Genomic DNA, 18,479 nt, shown 5'->3' with positions numbered 1-18,479 from the left:
GAAGGGTCGATGCAGAGCTCGCGACCCGTACCCCTCCAGCCCGCCTTGGACAGAGAAGATCGGCACATGACTCCAGACCCGACCACGACGTCTTCACGGCTCGTGGATGGCCTCTCGGTGCGCGGCGCGGTGGCGCACCAGATCACGCACCTACGACAGCATGAGCATCGGATGGCCATGCGTCGCGCCCAGAGAGGTCTTCAGCTCCCCCGAAGCAGCTACGGACCAGATGCGACCGGCGCGATCTGGGCAGTAACGATGGTGAAGAACGAAGCCGACATCCTCACCCAGACGGTGGGACACCTGCTCGCCCAGGGCGTAGACCGGGTCCTTGTCGCAGACAACGGCTCCTCTGACGAGACCGTTGACTTGTTGCTGGGTCTTCGCGACAAGCGCGTGATCTTGGCGCGCGACACCGAACCTGCCTACTACCAGCAGGCGAAGATGACGCTCCTCGGGCGGTACGCAGCGCGCCGAGGCGCTGGTTGGATCATCCCGTTCGACGCCGACGAGCTGTGGTTCGGGCAGTCAGCGTCATTGGCTGACTCCCTGCGAGCAACCTCGGCGAAGGTCGCTCGAGCCGACATCCACAATGCGTTCCCTGTTTCTGGCGAGCCCGGTTCATTCCGAATTGAACGCGCTCCTCACAGTCTGAGGAAGGTCGCGTACCGAGCATCGCGGCTTGCCCTCCTCGACACCGGCAACCACTGGGTCTCTCGACCGGGCCGAATCGACACCACCTTCCGCATCGTCCACGTCCCGTGGCGCAGTCGCGAGCAGCTTGGCCGGAAGTTGCGTCAGGGGCGGGCGGCATTCTCGGGCATCGACGTGGATGACAACGTCGGTACTCACTGGCGCCGCTTCGGCGGAATGAGCGACGACGGCCTGAACACAGTGTGGAGCGAGATCATCCACGGTCGCCCAATCGACGGTCTGAGTTGGTCCCCCGAACCTGGTGCGGCCTTGTACGGAAACCCCTTCTCCTGGTCAAGGTGGCCTGAGGAGCTCCGCTCCCATGCCTGACGTGAAGTCGCGGATCAGGAGTGAGATCGGTCAGCTGAGCTGGGCGTTGCGCGAGTACAGACGACCGCAACGATGGGTCGAGCAGTGGCGATCCAATCGCGGGATCACCCTGCCGGACCTGCCCGAACCCTCGCAGCGGGACGAGGTCTGGGGCATCGCGATGGTGCGAGACGAGGCCGACATCATCGGCCTGACCGTGCAACACCTGTTGGACCAAGGTCTGGATCACGTGCTGGTGGTGGACAATCGATCCAGGGACGCAACCCCGCGGATACTGGCGGAGCTGTCCGCACGGGATCCCCGGCTCCATGTCGGGCGAGACGACGAACCCCGCTACTACCAGGCCGAGAAGATGTCCTACCTTGCGCACATCGCGCGACAGCGCGGCGCCCGGTGGGTAGTACCGTTCGACGCCGATGAGTTCTGGTTCGCCAAGGACGAATTGCTCGCGGACCTGCTGCGGAGGCAAGACACCGCGACCGTCGTGCATGCCGCATGGCACTCGATGGTGCCGTCCGGCGACGGCCCGATCGATGTAGAGACCGAGTACGTGCTCGACGCGACGCCCACCTTCCCTGGAAAGGTAGCCGCACGCACCCACCCCTGGCTGGTGCTCGGCGTGGGCAACCACTCAGCCGCGCGGGTCGGTGCGCACGCACACGGGATACACATTGCACATGCCGTGTACCGCAGTCAGAGTCAGGTCGCGCGCAAAGTGCGACAGGGGGCGGCCGCTGCTGTCGCAGCTGGCAAGTCGGGGAACATCGCACCCCACTGGCGACGAGCAAGCGGGCTTGACGACGACGCCATCGCCGACATCTGGTCTGACTTGCGAACGGGGCGTCCGGTGCCCCTGCTGGACCATCAGGCTGCAGGTCCCATGGTGTCTGTGCGTCCGGGCGTCTGGTCGACGTGGGACCCGGCTGACCTTCTGGCGGGGTGAGGTCTGCGGCCTGGGTTCAGTCGCCTGACGAACATTCTGGGCCAGGGGTCTTGCCGCCGGCAGCCTTCGCCTGGATGACTCGTCGTACCTTCACTCAAGTCGACCCAGCTCGACCAGCCTCGCAAACCGCGAGCTGGCCGCCTTCAGCTCATCGAACGTACCTACGCCATCCACCTCACCATCGACCAGCATCACGATCTTGTCGGCATGTCGAACAGTTGACAGCCGGTGGGCGACCACCACCAGGGTCACCTCTCCGTGCAAGGAAGCCATGGCTTCTGACACCGATCGCTCGGTCTCGTTGTCCAGAGCGGATGTCGCCTCATCCAGCACGATGACGGACGGGCGTAGGTACAGCGCGCGAGCGATGCCCAGACGCTGCGCCTGTCCGCCGCTGATGCGGGATCCCCTGTCACCCAGTTCGGTGTCCAGGCCATCTGGGAGAGATCGCACGAACTCCTCGAGGTGCGCCTGCCGAAGACAGTCCCACACGCGATCGTCGTCCGCTGGCATCCCGAAGATGACGTTGTTCCGCAGTGTGTCCTCGATGATGTACACCAGCTGAGGCACCAGCCCTATCTGGCGCTGCCAGCCCTCAAGGTCTTCTCTGATGTCCCGACCACCGACTGTGATGCGGCCAGACGTCGGTGCCAGCAACCCGAGCAGGAGGTCGACCAACGTGGTCTTGCCAGCACCGCTTGCTCCAACGATGGCCAGAGTCGTACCCCTTGGGACGCGCACGTTGATGCCGCTCAGCACTTGGTCCGCTCCCTCATAGGCAAACCCCACGTCGTGCAGTTCGATGTCTGCTGCCCAGGTGCCGTCGCGAGGGTCGAGCGGCGAGCTGCGCCTCTCGCCCTCATGGGGCAAGACGTAATGATGTACGTCATCTACAACCAGTCGGAGTCCCGGTAACCCGAACCGCACAGCCACGAGGCCCGCCATGAGGCGTGAGAGACACGGGATCACGCGAGTTCCTGCGGCCACGAAGACAGCCAGTGTCGTCAGCCCGTCCTGGGGTCCTTCCACGCTGAAGGTGGCGATGGTCATCAGTGCGACACCGACGACGAAGATGATCTCGAGCGCGTACTTGGGGAACTCGCCGGTGAACGCGAATCGGCGCTTCGCCGACGCGAGCCTCGTCTGAGCCTCGGCATAGTGACCGACGAACGTCTCCGCGTTCCGTCGCACCATGATCTCCTTGGCGCCGCCCATGGAGTGCAGGACGGCACGGAACGCCACCGTCGACTCCTGAAGCACCTGTTCGCCCGCCTCAGCGGCGTGTCGTTTGACAACCCTGCTGAGCCAGAACGCCGACACAGCGAAGTAGGCAACTGCCAACGCCGCAGGACCAGGACTGGTCAGCAGCAGCAAGCCGACCATCGCGAGGATGGTGAGAGCTTCGGTGGCCGCGCTGAGCGAACCGAGGACGACCTGTCCGTACGTCTGTCCGACAGCGTCCCCCATGGTTCGCAGCAGCTCGGCCGTCGTTCGCTGAGTGAACTTCTCGTAGGGAGCCGCGAGATACCCGCGCATCAGGCGAGAGCTGGTGCGCACCTGTTCCTTCGCCAGGAAGCCCAGCTGCCACCACCTGAAGCAGATCGTGAGAACCCCTTTCAGGACGAAAGCCCCGACCATCACCAGGCTGACGAAGACCGCAACCCACTGATCGCTGCGGTTCTCACCCACCACCGCAACCACCACACCAAGAGCGCCCTCGCTCCGTGGCCGGTCAGTCAGGATCTGCATGAGTGGCAGCAGCGCAGCCACACCCAGCATGTCCAGCATGGCGACAAGCACAGCTCCAGCGGCTGCCAGGACGAGACGCCATCGTGTGCCTTCACTGAAGAGCACGCCCGAGCCCGGAGGCAGCACGCGGCGAAGCAGCGTGACCGGCATAGCCACCTTCATCGCTCGCCCGTCCATCGCGGTGCACGCTGCCACGGACGCCACGTGCGGCCGGTGTTGTGCGCTAGATCGTGTACGGACGCAACCTCGGCCTCGCGGAGATAACGAGCGTTGACCTCCGCCTCGGGACCAGTGTCGTAGTCAGCTGCCACACGCCCGAAGTGATGCACGGGCGTCGCGTCTATGACGCCCAATCGCAAACCGTTACGCCGCAACCCTGACCACTGCACATCTAGGCCCCACCCCATCTGAGCATCCTCGGGAAATGGGAGGACGAGAGCTTGCGCCTTCGGGGACAGGAGAACGACTGGTCCGACCTCGACGAATGTGGTCTCTCTCGCCGTGCTGAGCGGCTCAGCACGAGTTACGCGGAAGCTGTGCTCGCTGTCGGGCGTGTGCGCCGGCTGGCAGATGTCGAACTCAGCCAGAACACCGAGTCCGGGGAATCGCCGTGCGCCCGTGCCGATGAACGTGACGTCGTCGTCGGCGATCACGACGTGCTGTTCGAGCACGGGTGGATACTTGTCGAGAAGGTTCTGGAGCAGAGGGATGCGCGCTCCCGGACCAATCTCCCTGGTGAACTGATCGAGGATCGGAGCCACTCGGTCCAGCGCGTGCAGGTGGACGAGCGACCCACTGGGCAGCCCGTCAACGAGTGTCGCTACTGCGTCCGCGTTGGTCGATCGGTAGACGCAGTACGCCGTCACTGGCACGTCCGCCGGCCTCGCTCGGTGGTAGCCGTGGCTGCCCGCTGTGTTCATCCACAGCATGCCCGGCCCCAACACGGGCCGTGCGTAGCGCCGGAAGAAGCGCAGGAGTGCGAACCGCACGTGCTCACGCATCCCAGCCCCCTCGGATCTCCTTGATCACGGTCCAGCGCGGATCGAGCTGCCAAGCGGCACCGTGGCGCGAGAGCCTGTTGTGAAACCACGGGGCTATGACTCTTGCCGGATCCGTCCCGTGGACGACGTTGCTCACGTACGCCGCCCAGTAGGAGAACGTCGAGTTGGCGAGGATCAACCTGGAGGCGCCGGCCACCTCCCGAAAATGATTCACAGGTTGTCCGGGCTCCGCAAATGTCGTGGTGCTGTCGGTCGACAACCAGCCCAATCGGTCCCGGCACCACCCGATGTCATCGCTCACCACGTGGACACTGTCCACTGGATGTTGACGTCGGGCGACCTCCAAGGCGGAGCGAACGTACTCGACGATGTCGAACGAGTACTGACCGCGGTACACCGGATCGCTGTAGTAGTCGCCGCGCCGAACGTTCAGGACGACTCGCCTGGGATCGTCGTCGCGGGGCAGACCTTGGAGTAGCGGAGAAGGTAGAAGGAATTCCTCGATGAACCGCCGCAGGTCGACAGCACCAAAGTCCACGCCGTACACCTGGTGGTGACCCAGGTCGCGCTGGTCGACGAAACGCACGTGCTGCTTGTCGATCGTGAGGAACTCGTCCACGGCTGGCATCTGCTTCAGCCAGGTGGCCATCCCTTCTCGCCGAAGGACATACGTGGCGTCGCCGGAGCGCTGTGATGTTGCAGCGCAGAGCCAGAGATACAGGTTGTTCGCGAATCCCGCGACATCAGTACCCCAGAGGACGGTCCGGGACCCACGGCGGACAAGACCGATCAGAGCCGCGCGCATGGAGTCACTTGGGCCCGGCACAACCGTTGAACTTCCTGTCTCGAGCAAGCATTGCGAAGTGGGCGATCGCCCATCCGGGCGACGTCCCGTCGTTAGCATGTCAGCATGCCCCGGCTTTCGGTGGTGATTCCCCACTTCGGCGACTCTCGACCGACCACTCATCTGGTGCAGCAGCTTCTCGCTCAGGATGGAGTCGACGAGGTCATCGTCGTCGATGACGCGTCACCGTCCCCCTTCCCCGCCATGGCAGGCGTAAGGCTGAAACGTCGGCCGACCAACGGTGGGTTCGGCGCGGCGGTCAACTCGGGCGTTGCCGAAGCGTCGGGTGACTTGGCACTCGTCCTGAACAGTGATGTCACTGTCGGGCCACGATTCGTGACCGACCTTCTCGAAGCCGCAGAACCATGGCTTCCGGCAGTCGTGAGCCCTCGCGTGGTCAGCCGTGCTGGCACGAACGAGTGGGTGGGCCGCCACTTCCCGACAGTCGCACATCAGGTGGTGGAGTGGCTGCACCCGCTCGTCCGGCTCCGACCCCGCCTGCACGAGGCCGTGGGTCACGACACCTCGGCACTGGGTCGCACCGCAGTTGTGGACTGGGTCATCGGCGCCGCACTCCTGTTGCCCGTCGAGCCGTTCCGAGCCGTGGGCGGCTTCGACGAGCGCTTCCACATGAACGCCGAAGAAGTCGACCTGCAACGCCGCCTCAGGTCATCTGGCATCCGATCGGTCGTCGTGGAAGAGCCTCACATCGTTCACGAGGGGGGCGGGTCGACGCCGTCGCCGGACCGCCGACGGTGGCTGGTGGAGTCGCGACTGGCTTACGCCCACAAGTGGGGCGGCCCAATCGCCGAACGCCGTCTCAGGGCCGCACTCATCACCGCATCAGCCGCCAACCTGTTCTGGAACATCGCGCGGGCCATGGCTGGACGGGACAGCCAGCCGCTGTCGACCTTTCGCTCCGAGCTGGCGCTCCTGCGCACGAGGCGAGGGCTTGGATGACTCGGGTCCTCCTCGTCGCCCCCGCCTTCCACGGCTACGGCGAATCCATCGCTGGAGCCCTGCGACGGGTGGGCCATGACGTGATCCTCCATGCGTACGACGCCAACGAGACCTTGGCTTCAAAGGTGCGCACCAAGCTCGTCCACGAGCTGCCGAGCCGGTTCGGCTCGAGATCGGGCGAGCTCGCCCGCAAGCGAACGCTGACCGCGCGTGCCGTCGCGGCCGTTGTTGCCGGGCGGCCCGACGTCGTCGTCACGGTCAAGGGTGACGCTCTCGGCGCCGACTATTGGGAGGCGCTCGACGCCTCGGGCGCCCGCCAGCTGCTCTGGCTCTACGACGAGCTCGCCCGGATGGACCTCGACGACGACGTCCTCGCGTCCCGGCCCTCCATCGTGTCGTACTCACCTCAGGACGTAGCCGCCCTCCGCGAACGCGGGCTCCGGGCCGGGCACGTGCTCGATGCCTTCGACCACACCATCCCGTTCACCCCGGCGCCCGGTGACGAGGTCGTCTTCATCGGCGCCCGCTACCCCGACCGCACGCGGCTGCTGCTCGGCCTGCACGAGCGCGGTGTGCCGGTCCGGGCGTACGGCCGCGACTGGTCGCGCCACCCGGTTGACCGGGCGCGTACGTGGGAGCTGAGCCGCCCGGACGTGCCGTCGGCGCGAGGGGTGGACCGCCCGACCGCCTACGGGTTGACGGCGGGCGCCGTCGCAGCGCTCAACTCCCACACCAACCAGGACGGCTTCACCATGCGGACCTTCGAACTGCCGGGAACCGGGTCCCTCCAGCTCATCGACCGCCCTGACGTGGACACGCTCTACGAACCCGGCCGCGAGGTCCTGGTGTTCACCGACGTCGACGATCTGGCCGGCCTCTGCGAGCGGGCACGCGCCGACCGCACCTGGGCGCGCGCGATCGCCGAACGAGGTCGCAGCCGGACGCTTGCCGAACACACCTTCGACCACCGCATCCCGTTGCTGGAGGATGCATGGGCCTGATCCACCCCAATGACCTTGCTGCGTGGCAGAGGTGGCAGCGGTCCCGGCACCGCTTGCGGCAGATTCGCCACGCGATCCGGCCGGGAACCGGACAGGTGCCCGAGGCGTTCGTGCTCACGACCTACGACCCCGAGCCCCGGTTGCTCGTGGCGCTCGACTCGTCCTCGCCCACCAGCCACGCGGCGCTCGTCGAGCCTCTGGCACGCCTCGACGTGCCCGTCGCGGTCCTGGCGCCCGGGCCGGCGCCTGATATCGACGGCCGCGCACCACTGAAGCAGCAGCGTGTCGGCATCGACCTCCCCGACAGCCTCCGTGGGGTGGGTGCCGTCGTCTCACTCGGCCACTACCTGCCGCGCGGCGAGCTCGCGCACCGATGGGCGAGCTCCGTGGGGGTGCGATCGGTCGTGGTGCAGCACGGCGCCCTCACCCCGTACGCGCCTCCGTTGCCTGCGGGTGCGCACCTGCTCGCCTGGAGCGCGGCCGACGCGGCCTTTTGGGCGTCCGGTCGACCAGACGTCGACCACCAGGTGGTGGGGAGCCAGCTCTTGTGGCAGGCAACCGACCAGCGACCAGGGGCCGATGCCGACACGCGACTGACCTACCTCGGCCAGATGCACGCGGCCGAGCTGCCCCGTCCGCGCCTGGCGCATGCAGCAGCAACGTTCTGCCTCTCGAACGAGGCCGTCTACCGTCCGCACCCCTCCGAGTGCGACCTGCTCTCGCGGCTGACCCACGACGGCTTCCGCCGAAAGGCGATCACGGTTGACGGATCGACCCCGCTCGCCCGCTTGGCTGGGCCAGTGGTGAGTGTCTTCTCGACCGGCGTCATCGAGGCGGCAGCGCAAGGGCGAGACGCCTGGGTGGCCTTCCCAAGACCGCCCTCATGGCTCGGGGAGTTCTGGGAGAGGTACGGCATGCATCGGTTGGGAGCGTCGCCTACACCGATGCCCGAGCGACCCGCGTTCGAGCCGGCGGCGAACATCGCCGTCGCGATCCGTCAGGCACTGTCAGCCTGACCGATCCCTTCGGTCTCAGTCGAGATCGAGCGGACGGAAGACAAGACGGGCCTCCCCGGCACGGCGGGTGCGTGTCCACGTCAGGTAGCCGACCACGTGTGCCCATGCGGTCACGGCCGAACGTGCGAGGTCCCTGTTGATCCGCCGCTCTGCTGCGACTCTTCGAACCGCATGGATCGGCCAGACCATCAAGTCACCCAGGATGGCTCGCCGGGTGAGCCTTGAGCCATAGATCGTGGGATGCCGCTGCCACACGACCGTCTCGGCTATGGCCGACAGATAGACCTTTCGCAGCGTGCGACGCACACCCGTCGTCCTACGGAAGTAGAGAACCATTCCGTCCGCCGGCTCGATCGCGTGTCCGGCCTGTCGCAGTCGGATCGAGAACTCGGAGTCGTCACAGCCATACGGCGGAAGGCTCTCATCGAATCCACCGACCGCGAAGTAGACGTCACGACGAACGCCGAAGTTGCATCCATGGATCCCCCGTCCCACGAGACCGTCGGGGTTGAGGACCTCCGATGACGTGTTGTGCGGGTGCTCGAGGACCCGACTTGTGCCCACGACGCAGACGTGCGTCTGCAGTGCGGAGTAGCCGTCTCGAACCCAGGTGTCGGAGACGATGTCGTCGCAGTCGCAGAAGAGCAGGACATGGCCCTCGGCCGCGGACGCGCCCACATTTCGTGCATGACTGACGCCGGGAGCGCTGCTCGCGTCCACCAGTCGCAGCGGCACGGGGAACGAGTCCCCGTAGGACATCACCAGCGTTTGCGTCCCGTCAGTGGAGCCGTTGTCCGAGACCACCACTTCCCATGCTTCAGGCGCTTCGCGCTGCAGGGCGAGCGCGTCGAGTTGAGCCGCGATCCACTGCGCGCCGTTGAGCACGATCAGCACCACCGAAAGACTAGGCGGCGTCGGAGGCACGACGTGGGACGTTATCGTGATCCGGGCTGGAGCACGCTCGTTCACGACAAGCCGTCGGCCATGAATCCGGAATCCGCATGATCGCGGACGGACTCTGAGAGCGTGGAACCTATGTCCCCCCGCGAAGCGCCCGCCCTCCTTCCGTCCGGGTTCCGACCATCGTCACCCGGAATCTTGGACGGGTTCGACCGACAGAGTGACCGATGAGCACCCTCTGCGTGATCCCGGCCCGGGGCGGCTCCAAGGGCGTCCCCCGCAAGAACCTGCTCGACGTGGGCGGCAAGCCGCTCATCGTCTGGACGATCGAGCAGGCCCTCGCGACCCCCGGCCTCGACGTCGTCGTCTCGACCGACGACGAGGAGATCGCCGACGTGGCCCGGGGCGCCGGCGCCCGCGTGCCGTGGCTGCGGCCGGCCGAGCTCGCCCAGGACACCACCCCGACCGAGCCGGTCGTACGGCACGCCATCGACCAGGTGAGCGCCGAGCGCGGGCGACCCGACGCCGTCATGCTGCTCCAGGCGACCTCCCCTGTCCGGCACGGCGACACCCTCGGGCGTGCCCTCGCCGAGTTCGCAGACACCGGCGTGGACTCGATGGTCGGCGTCGTCGAGCAGCCGCCGTTCATCTGGCAGGCCGGCGACCCGCCGACCGCGGCGTACGACGTCGCAGCACGCCCGCGGCGGCAGGACCTGACCGACCAGACCCGCCGCTACCGCGAGACGGGCTCGCTCTACGTCACCCGGACCGAGATCTACGAGCGCCACGACAACCGGCTCGGCGGCCGCATCGGGCTGTTCGTGATGGCCGAGGACGAGGGCATCGACATCGACACCGAGCTCGACGTGGCGCTGGCCGCGAGGTTGTTGACTGCTCGTTGAGCGGACTGCCCACGCCATGGCGATCCGCTGGATACCGTGGTCGGGTACGTACTCCCAGGGAAGGCCTCCGCCTTGATCATCGAGCGTGACCTCACGCCGTACGTCGTCTACTCGGGCGACCCGGTCCTGCGTGCCCTGGAGAAGATCACCGCCAACAAGGCGCGCGTGATCTTCCTCGTCGACTCGCACGGTCACCTCGACGGGGTGCTGTCGGACGGCGACTTCCGGCGCTGGGTCAGCGCTGCCGCCACCCTCACCACCGACGTACCTGCGATCGAGGCGGCCAACACCTCCCCGCGCAGCCTGCCGATCGGCAGCAGCCCGGCCGAGATCTCGCACGCGTTCGGGTCCGGCATCGACCACGTCGCGCTCGTCGACGACCGGGGCCACCTCGTCGCGATCGCGATCAACCGGGCCGACGAGCTCCGGATCGGGCGCCACGTCGTCGCGCCCGACGCGCCGGCGCTGATGATCAGCGAGATCGGGATCAACCACCAGGGCGAGGTCGGGCTCGCCAAGCAGCTCGTCGACCTGTCCGTCGAGGCCGGTGCCGACGTCGTGAAGTTCCAGCTGCGCGACATGGACTCGCTCTACCGCCAGGGCTCCTCCGGCTCCGGCGGAGAGGACCTCGGCCCGCAGTACACCCTCGACCTCCTCGCCAAGTACGACCTCGGCGCCGACGGCCTCTTCGAGGTCTTCGACCACTGTCGCGACGTCGGCATCGACGTGATGTGCACGGCGTGGGACCCCGTCAGCGTCGACCGCCTCGTCGACTACGGGATCACCTCGCTCAAGGTCGCCTCGGCCGACATGACCAACCACGCGCTGCTGCGCCACATGGCCGCCAGCGGCACGCCGATGGTGATCTCGACCGGCATGTCCACCGAGGGCGAGATCCGCGAGACCGTCGACCTGATCCGCGGCACCGGGGTCGCCCACGCCTTCCTGCACTGCCAGTCGACCTACCCGGCGCCGTTCAAGGACGTCAACCTCGCCTACCTGACCCGGCTCGCCGAGCTCACCCAGGCGCCCGTCGGCTACTCCGGGCACGAGCGCGGGTTCCACGTCGCGCTGGCCGCGGTGGCCCTGGGCGCCCGCATCATCGAGAAGCACTTCACCGTCGACCGCGACCTCGAGGGCAACGACCACAAGGTCAGCCTGCTCCCCGGCGAGTTCAAGGAGATGGTCCAGCGCGTCCGCGAGGTCGAGGAGGCCCTCGGCACGTCCGCGCCGCGCGCGGTCTCCACCGGCGAGATGATGAACCGCGTCAACCTGGCCAAGTCCCTCGTCGCGGCCCGCCGCATCGAGGTCGGCGAGACCCTCACCGACGCCGACATCGACATCAAGAGCCCCGGCCGCGGCCTCCAGCCCAACGCCTACGACCGGCTCGTGGGGCGTACGACCACGCGCGCGCTCGACGCCGGCGACTTCTTCTACGCCACCGACCTCGGCGACGCCGCCCCGCGCGGGCGGGCCTACGACTTCGACCGCCCGTGGGGCCTGGCCGTCCGCTACCACGACATCGACGCCATGACGAAGGACACCACCCCGGACTTCCTCGAGTTCCACTTCTCCTACAAGGACCTCGACCTGCCGGTCGCCGACGTCTTCGCGAAGTACGACGGCGGCCTGCCGATGGGCTTCACCACCCACTCGCCCGACCTGTTCGCCGGGGACTTCCTGCTCAACCTCGCCTCCGAGGACGACGACCACTGGGAGCGCTCGATCCGCGAGCTCCAGCGCGTCGTCGACACCACCCGCGAGATGCAGCAGCACTTCACCCGCGGCGCGGACGCCAAGGCCGACGCCGAGGGCCCGGTCGTCGTGGCCAGCCTCGGCGGCTTCACCACCGACGCGTTCGTCCGCCCCGAGCAGCGCGAGGCGATGTACGCCCGGGTGGCCGCCGGTCTCGCCCGCGTCGACGACTCCGGCGTCCGGCTCTGCGCGCAGACGCTGCCGCCCTACCCCTGGTACATGGGCGGCCAGCTCTACTGCAACCTCTTCGTCGACCCGCGCGACACCGCGGAGTTCGCCGAGCGCTACGACCGCCGGCTCTGCTTCGACGTCTCCCACTCCAAGCTCTCGGCCAACTACCTCGGCATGTCCTTCTCCGAGGCGACCGACCTCCTCGCGCCGCACACCGAGCACCTCCACCTCGTCGACGCGACCGGCGTCGACGGCGAGGGCGTCCAGGTCGGCGACGGCGAGATCGACTGGGCGGTGCTGGCCAAGCAGCTCGAGGTGCTGGCGCCGGGCGTGAGCTTCATCCCCGAGATCTGGCAGGGGCACGTCAACGACGGCGAGGGCTTCTGGATCGCCCTCGAGCGGCTGGAGCAATGGTTCTGAGCCAGCCCGCTGCCCCACCGACGGCACTGTGGGTGGTCCCGGTGAGCGACCTCGCTGGGGTGGCCCGGCACGTCCTCGACGTCGCCCGCGCCGGCATCCCCGGCTGGCGACTGGTGGTCCTGGCACCGCCCGGCGACCTGCCCGCGCGGCTGCGCGACGCGGGCGCCGCCGTGCTCGAGCGGCCGTTCGGCCCCGACCACGGGCTGCGCGCCTCGACCGCCAGCCTGTGCCACGTCGTACGCACCCTCCGTCCGGCCGTGGTGCACAGCCACCTGGCGTACGCCGACATCGTCGTCGCCCTCGCCGCCGGGCGCGGTCAGCGGCTGGTGACCACCGAGCACGGCATCGCCCGCGACGACACCGTCTACCACCGCTCGTCGGCCCGCACCCGGGCGATGGCAGCCGTCCACACCGCGCGCCTGCGCCGCTTCGACGCCGTGATCGCGGTCAGTCGCGCCACGGCCGACGCGATGGTCGAGAAGTGGCGCCCGCGGGTGCCGCCGGTCGTCGTCCCCAACGGGGTGGAGATGGTCGCGAGGCTCGCTCCGCTCGCACCCCGACCACCGCACGACGCGCCGCAGCCCGGCCTGCGCATCCTGTCACTGGCGCGGCTCGCTCCGGAGAAGCGGCTCCCCGACCTACTCGACGCCTTCGCCGTGCTCCGCCGCGACCACTCCGAGGCCCGCTTGACGCTGGCGGGCACCGGCCCCGAGGAGGGGGCGCTGCGCGCGCAGGTCGACCGCCTCGGCCTCGGCGACGCCGTCGCCCTGCCCGGCCACCTCGACGCCGAGCGGGCGATGGCCGAGCACGACGTGCTGGCCATGCTGTCGGTCTGGGAGAACTGCTCGTACGCCCTGCTGGACGCCGCCACCCGCGGGATGGGCGTCGTCGCGAGCGACGTGGGCGGCAACCCGGAGATCCTGCCGCCGACCTCGCTCGTGGACGCCGACGACACCGCGGCCGTCGCAGCCGCGCTCGCCGTCCAGGGCCTCGACGTCACCGCCCGCCCGACCCTGGGGGACTGGCCGACGGTGGAGGACATGTGCGCCCGGATCGCGGCGACGTACGCCTCGGCAGGGGCGGGCTGATGGGCCGGATCGACACCCCGTGGAACCTGCCGGACCGGACCGTCCTCCGCGCCGACCTGGCGGACCGCGAGATCCGGGCGACCGACTTCCTGCTGATGGCCGTCCTCCCCTTCCGCACCGTCGAGGTCGCAGGGCTGCCGGTCAACGAGCTCGCCATGGCGGCCCTGGTCGGCCTGAGCCTGTTCCGGCCGGCCCGGGGCGGGGCCCGGCTGCACGAGGTGGTGGTGCTCGCCCTCGGCGCCCTCCTCGCGCTCCTGCTCTACTCGGGCCAGGCCAACGACGTCGACTGGGCGCGGCGCGTGGGCCACGTCGTCGTCCTGGCCGGCCTGGTCTGGGCCCTCGGCACCGGCCGGGTCTCGCTGCGGTCCGCCGGCGCGGGCCTCGGCGCCGGGCTGGTCGCCGTCATCGCGCTCGCCCTGGCCGGCATCGGAGGCGACACCTATCCCGGCCGGCTGACCGGCTTCCTCGGCGACCCCAACGCCGGCGCCTTCTTCATCGCCGTCCTCGGCGTCCTCGCCGTGGTCTTCGCCGACGACCGGTGGAAGGTGCGCGTCGCCCTGGCCGTGCCGCTCCTGGCCGGCCTGGTGCTCTGCTTCTCGCGGACCGGGCTGCTGGCGGGCGCGTTCGCGATCTTCTGGCTGTTCGCCGGACGGCGTCTGGGTGCCGCGGGCGGCGCCGCGGTCGCGGCCGCGCTCGTCTGGCTGGTCGACAACATCCCGGAGGACCTCGTCCTCTACGGCCCGTTCTCGGACCGGTCCGGAAGCGACTCCCTGCGGGAGCGGATCATCGCGCAGGAGCGGGTCGAGCTCGCCGATGCCCCGTGGTACGGCAACGGTCCCGGCACGGCGCGGGTCGAGGTCCGCGACCTCGAGTTCTTCTTCCACAACAGCTATCTCGCCGTCCGCCAGGAGGGCGGCTGGATCGCGCTCCTCCTCGTGCTCGGCCTGGTGGCCTTCGCCTTCCTCGTCGTCTCGCGGCACTCGCGCGCAGGCGACCTCGCGGCCGCGGGAGCACAGGCCGCCCTCATCGGCGCGGCGGTCATGGCGATCACCCTCGGCGAGGTGCTTCTCGACACCCCCACGGCGATCGCGGTCGGCTTCGCCCTCGGCCAGTCGCTGCGGCCACCACCGGAGGCCGTGGCCGATGCCTGAGCGGATCCACCTCGCCGCCAACAACCCCGACCTGGGCGGCGGTGAGCAGGTGCTGCTGCGCCACGCCGAGGCCCTGCTCGACCTCGGCCACCCGGTGACGGTCGTGGCCGCGGACTCCCCCACCGAGGTCCTCGACGCCGCCGCCGGCGTCGGCGCGGACGTGGTGGCGATCCGCGCCGACGGCCGCCGCGACCACCTCCAGCGGCTCCGCGCCTGGGACCGTACGGAGCGCGACGGCGTCCTGTGGTGCCACGGGCTCGTGCCCGCCCTGGCGACCGCCGGCCACCCGCGGCGCATCGTCCACCTCCACCAGGACCCCCGCGGCCGGGCGCAGGCGGTCGCGGCCCGCGTCGCACGCCGGGGGGCGCTGGCCACCCTCGTGCCGTCGTCGGACATGGCGGGACGGGTGAGTGGCAGCCGCGCGCACGCCAACTGGACCTCCGACCTCCCCACCCTCGACCGGCCCGCCGTGCGGACCGGCGCCGTCGGCTACCTCGGCAGGATCTCGACCGACAAGGGGGTCGACGTCCTCGTGCGTGCCGTCGCCCGCGCGGCCGTCGCGGGCGACCTCCTCCTCGCCGGCGACTCGCGCTACGTCGCGGAGGCGGACGTGCGCACCGTCGAGCACGCGCTCGCCGGCCTCGGCCCGCGCGCCGTACGCCTCGGGCACACCAGCCCCGCCGACCTGTTCCGCCGCGTCGACGTCGTCGTGTTCCCGAGCGTCTGGCCCGAGCCCTTCGGCCTCGTGGTCGCCGAGGCCATGGCGGCCGGCGTCCCCTTCGTCATCTCCGCCGCCGGCGCCCTGCCCGAGGTGGCGGGCCCCGACCACCCGTGGGTCGCCCGCGCCGGCGACGCCGACGACCTGGCCCGGGTCCTCGAGCGAGCGCTCCGAGCCACCCCGGAGGAGGTGCGCGACGTGACCGGGCGCGCCCGCCGGCGCTGGGAGGAGCAGTACTCGCCGCGGGCCGGCCGGCTGCGGGTCGAGGCCCTGCTCACGGACCTGGGGATCACATGAGCACCCACCGGCCACCCGTGGCGATCGCCCACGACTACCTCACCCAGCGTGGCGGCGCCGAGCGCGTCGTCCTCACGCTCATGCGCGCCTTCCCCGACGCGCCCCTGCACACCACCCTCTACGACCCCGACGCCACCTATCCCGACTTCGCCGACGCCGACGTCCGTACGTCCCCCCTCAACCGGCTCGCCCCCCTCCGCCGCGACCACCGGCTCGCCCTCCCGCTGCTGGCCCCGGCCGCCTCACGGATGCGCGTCGACGCCGACGTCGTGGTGGCGTCGAGCAGCGGCTGGGCCCACGGCTTCGAGACCGGCGACCGGACCCGCACGGTCGTCTACTGCCACAACCCGGCCCGCTGGCTCTACCAGACCGACGAGTACCTCGGCGGCGCCGCCTGGCGCTCCCCCGTGGGCCCGCCGCTGCTGGCGATGCGCCCCGTCCTCAAGCGCTGGGACCGGCGCCGGGCGGACCAGGTCGACGTCTACCTCGCCAACAGCCGCGTCGTGCAGCAGCGCATCCGCGCGACGTACGGCCGCGACGCCGAGCTGCTGCCCCCGCCGCACGGCATGGACGCCTCCGCCCCGACCGAGCCGGTGCCCGAGCTGGACGGGTGGGAGCCCGGCTACGCGCTCGTGGTCTCGCGGTTGCTGCCCTACAAGAACGTCGACGCCGTCATCGAGGCCGTCCGCGGCACCGAGCGCCGCCTGGTCGTGGTGGGCCGCGGTCCGGAGGAGTCCCGGCTGCGCGCGACGCTCCCCGACAACGTCCGCATCCTCGGCGGCCTCCCCGACGCGCAGCTGCGCGGCGTGTACGCCGGGGCGGGCGTCCTCGTCGCCGCGAGCCACGAGGACTTCGGCCTGGCCCCCCTGGAGGCCGCCGCCTTCGGCGTCCCCGCCGTGGCCCTGCGCGGCGGCGGGTTCCTCGAGACCGTCCTGGAGGGCGAGACCGGGGTGTTCTTCGACCGCCCCGACCCGGACCAGATCGCGGTGGCCCTCGACGTTTCCGACCGGCACGGCTGGGACGGTGCAAGACTGCGGGCCCGGGCCGAGGAGTTCGGCGAGGCCCGGTTCATCGACAGGATCCGCACGATTGCTCTGGGGGAAGGAACGGTGGCCTGACGTGCGTCCCGAAGGCTCCCGGCTGCTCCCGTGGCTGCTCGGCGGCGTCGACCTCGTCATGATCGCGCTGGCGACCGTCCTCGCCATCCGCTTCCGGATGACCCTCCCGATCTTCGCCACCGCGGGCGACATCCTCGAGAACACCGCCCTCGCCAGCGTCTTCTTCCTCGGGACGTGGCTGGTCATGCTCGTCTACTTCGGCGCCTACGAGCTGGACGTGATCGGTGCCGGCACCGAGGAGTTCAAGCAGGTCGTCAACGCGTCGGTCTTCACGGCCGCGCTCGTCGCGACCATGGCCTACCTCATGCAGTACCCGCTCTCCCGCGGCTTCTTCGTCCTCTACTTCCCCCTCGGCGTCATGACGCTCCTCCTCGGGCGGCTGGTCAGCAGACGGGTCATCCAGCGGCTCAGGAGCGCCGGGCACCTCAACTCCAAGGTGCTGCTCGTCGGCAGCCCGATCTACATCGCCGAGATCCACCAGGTGCTGGCCCGCGAGTCCTGGCTCGGATACCAGGTGATGGGGTGCCTGGTGCCGGCCGTCCACGCCGGGCCGGAGACCATCTCCGCGGGCGTCCCGGTCCTCGGGCTCATCGAGGACGTTCGCGCGGTCGTCGACGAGTTCTCGCCCGACATCGTGTTCTTCACCGCGGGCGCGGTGAAGTCCTCCACCGCGCTGCGCCGCCTCGCCTGGGACCTCGAGGACCACGCGCACGTCCAGATCATCGTCGCCCCCAACGTCACCGACGTCTCCAGCGAGCGGGTACGGATCCGTCCGGTCGCCGGACTGCCGCTGATGCACCTGGGGCGCTCGCGCTCGCAGCTGGCCACCAACGACGCCAAGCGCGCCTTCGACCTGTTCGGCTCGCTGGCCGTCCTGGCCCTCGTCTGGCCGGTCCTCCTCGCCCTCATGCTCTGGATCAGGCTCCACGACGGCGGCCCCGCGCTGTTCCGGCAGGTCCGCGTCGGGCGTCAGGGTGCCGAGTTCACCTGCCTCAAGCTGCGCTCGATGTCGATCGACGCCGAGGACCGGCTCGCCGAGCTCGAGGCTCGCGACCACGTCCTCTTCAAGAGCACCCAGGACCCGCGCGTCACCCGGCCCGGCCGGTTCATCCGGCGCTTCTCCCTCGACGAGCTGCCCCAGCTGTGGAACGTGGTGCGCGGCGAGATGAGCCTGGTGGGTCCCCGCCCGCCGCTGCCCACCGAGGTCGAGCAGTACGAGGACGACATGCTGCGCCGCCTCAACGTGATGCCCGGCATGACCGGACTCTGGCAGGTGTCCGGGCGCTCCGACCTGTCGTGGGAGGACACCGTCCGCCTCGACCTCTACTACGTCGACAACTGGTCGATGGTGCAGGACCTGCTGATCCTGGCGCGCACGGTCACCGCCGTGCTGGCCAGCCGCGGCGCGTACTGACCACCGGG

General features: G+C 69.5%; 16 protein-coding genes. 12 read left to right on the top strand and 4 right to left on the bottom strand.

Translation table 11 applies throughout. The features are described 5' to 3' along the window. Positions 1 to 66: 66 nt before the first annotated feature. Complete coding sequence (locus tag IEZ24_RS16585; RefSeq protein ID WP_165356117.1) at positions 67 to 1,023, top strand: glycosyltransferase family 2 protein; 957 nt, start codon at positions 67 to 69, stop codon at positions 1,021 to 1,023. Continuing rightward, a complete protein-coding gene (locus IEZ24_RS16580) occupies positions 1,016 to 1,966 on the top strand; it encodes a glycosyltransferase family 2 protein (protein WP_129455737.1) in 951 nt (316 codons plus the stop codon). Before IEZ24_RS16585 ends, IEZ24_RS16580 begins: the two co-directional genes overlap by 8 nt. 90 nt (positions 1,967 to 2,056) lie before the next feature. On the opposite strand, the gene IEZ24_RS16575 is transcribed toward IEZ24_RS16580, so the two are convergent. The 3 genes from IEZ24_RS16575 to IEZ24_RS16565 are packed head-to-tail and all read right to left on the bottom strand — an operon-like array spanning position 2,057 to position 5,335. Further along, positions 2,057 to 3,865, bottom strand: coding sequence for an ABC transporter ATP-binding protein (locus IEZ24_RS16575; protein ID WP_165356116.1), 1,809 nt, complete (start codon positions 3,863 to 3,865; stop codon positions 2,057 to 2,059). Positions 3,866 to 3,873: 8 nt separating this feature from the next. After that, positions 3,874 to 4,716, bottom strand: a complete 843-nt coding sequence (locus IEZ24_RS16570) for a hypothetical protein (RefSeq protein WP_129455735.1) — start codon at positions 4,714 to 4,716, stop codon at positions 3,874 to 3,876. Further along, the gene (locus tag IEZ24_RS16565; RefSeq protein ID WP_165356115.1) at positions 4,709 to 5,335 is read right to left on the bottom strand and encodes an alpha-1,2-fucosyltransferase; all 627 of its coding nucleotides are present in this window, start codon (positions 5,333 to 5,335) and stop codon (positions 4,709 to 4,711) included. The genes IEZ24_RS16570 and IEZ24_RS16565 overlap by 8 nt, the downstream gene beginning before the upstream one ends. Before the next feature lie 291 nt (positions 5,336 to 5,626). On the opposite strand from IEZ24_RS16565, the gene IEZ24_RS16560 reads away from it, so the two are divergent. From IEZ24_RS16560 to IEZ24_RS16550, 3 genes are all read left to right on the top strand, one after another. Beyond that, positions 5,627 to 6,520: a glycosyltransferase family 2 protein gene (locus IEZ24_RS16560; RefSeq protein WP_129455733.1), complete on the top strand. Its 894-nt coding sequence runs from the start codon at positions 5,627 to 5,629 to the stop codon at positions 6,518 to 6,520. Next, complete coding sequence (locus tag IEZ24_RS16555; protein ID WP_129455732.1) at positions 6,517 to 7,521, top strand: CgeB family protein; 1,005 nt, start codon at positions 6,517 to 6,519, stop codon at positions 7,519 to 7,521. Before IEZ24_RS16560 ends, IEZ24_RS16555 begins: the two co-directional genes overlap by 4 nt. A gap of 95 nt (positions 7,522 to 7,616) precedes the next feature. Then, positions 7,617 to 8,537, top strand: a complete 921-nt coding sequence (locus IEZ24_RS16550) for a prephenate dehydrogenase (RefSeq protein ID WP_207206853.1) — start codon at positions 7,617 to 7,619, stop codon at positions 8,535 to 8,537. Positions 8,538 to 8,552: 15 nt separating this feature from the next. Here the strand turns inward: IEZ24_RS16550 and IEZ24_RS16545 are convergent, their stop codons facing one another. Next, positions 8,553 to 9,431, bottom strand: a complete 879-nt coding sequence (locus tag IEZ24_RS16545; protein WP_165356114.1) for a glycosyltransferase family 2 protein — start codon at positions 9,429 to 9,431, stop codon at positions 8,553 to 8,555. 233 nt (positions 9,432 to 9,664) lie between these two features. On the opposite strand from IEZ24_RS16545, the gene IEZ24_RS16540 reads away from it, so the two are divergent. The 7 genes from IEZ24_RS16540 to IEZ24_RS16510 all read left to right on the top strand — a co-directional run bounded on the left by IEZ24_RS16540 (position 9,665) and on the right by IEZ24_RS16510 (position 18,471). After that, on the top strand, positions 9,665 to 10,339 hold the full coding sequence (locus IEZ24_RS16540) for an acylneuraminate cytidylyltransferase family protein (protein ID WP_129455729.1): 675 nt from the start codon (positions 9,665 to 9,667) through the stop codon (positions 10,337 to 10,339). Positions 10,340 to 10,411: 72 nt separating this feature from the next. Beyond that, positions 10,412 to 12,685: an N-acetylneuraminate synthase family protein gene (locus IEZ24_RS16535; RefSeq protein WP_129455728.1), complete on the top strand. Its 2,274-nt coding sequence runs from the start codon at positions 10,412 to 10,414 to the stop codon at positions 12,683 to 12,685. A 41-nt stretch (positions 12,686 to 12,726) separates the two neighbouring features. Then, entirely contained in the window at positions 12,727 to 13,773 is a 1,047-nt protein-coding gene (locus IEZ24_RS16530) for a glycosyltransferase (RefSeq protein WP_242498523.1), read from the top strand. Then, positions 13,728 to 14,924, top strand: a complete 1,197-nt coding sequence (locus IEZ24_RS16525) for a hypothetical protein (RefSeq protein ID WP_165356113.1) — start codon at positions 13,728 to 13,730, stop codon at positions 14,922 to 14,924. Before IEZ24_RS16530 ends, IEZ24_RS16525 begins: the two co-directional genes overlap by 46 nt. Further along, complete coding sequence (locus IEZ24_RS16520) at positions 14,917 to 15,939, top strand: glycosyltransferase family 4 protein (RefSeq protein WP_165356112.1); 1,023 nt, start codon at positions 14,917 to 14,919, stop codon at positions 15,937 to 15,939. Before IEZ24_RS16525 ends, IEZ24_RS16520 begins: the two co-directional genes overlap by 8 nt. Beyond that, the gene (locus IEZ24_RS16515; protein WP_129455725.1) at positions 15,936 to 17,057 is read left to right on the top strand and encodes a glycosyltransferase; all 1,122 of its coding nucleotides are present in this window, start codon (positions 15,936 to 15,938) and stop codon (positions 17,055 to 17,057) included. Before IEZ24_RS16520 ends, IEZ24_RS16515 begins: the two co-directional genes overlap by 4 nt. A 1-nt stretch (position 17,058) precedes the next feature. Further along, entirely contained in the window at positions 17,059 to 18,471 is a 1,413-nt protein-coding gene (locus IEZ24_RS16510; protein WP_207206852.1) for a sugar transferase, read from the top strand. The last annotated feature ends 8 nt before the right edge of the window (positions 18,472 to 18,479 follow it).

The sequence above is a fragment of the Nocardioides ganghwensis genome (assembly GCF_014779655.1).
GTDB lineage: Bacteria > Actinomycetota > Actinomycetes > Propionibacteriales > Nocardioidaceae > Nocardioides > Nocardioides ganghwensis.
The sequence above is the reverse complement of the archived record's forward strand: the minus strand, read 5'-3'. Positions and strand labels throughout refer to the sequence as shown.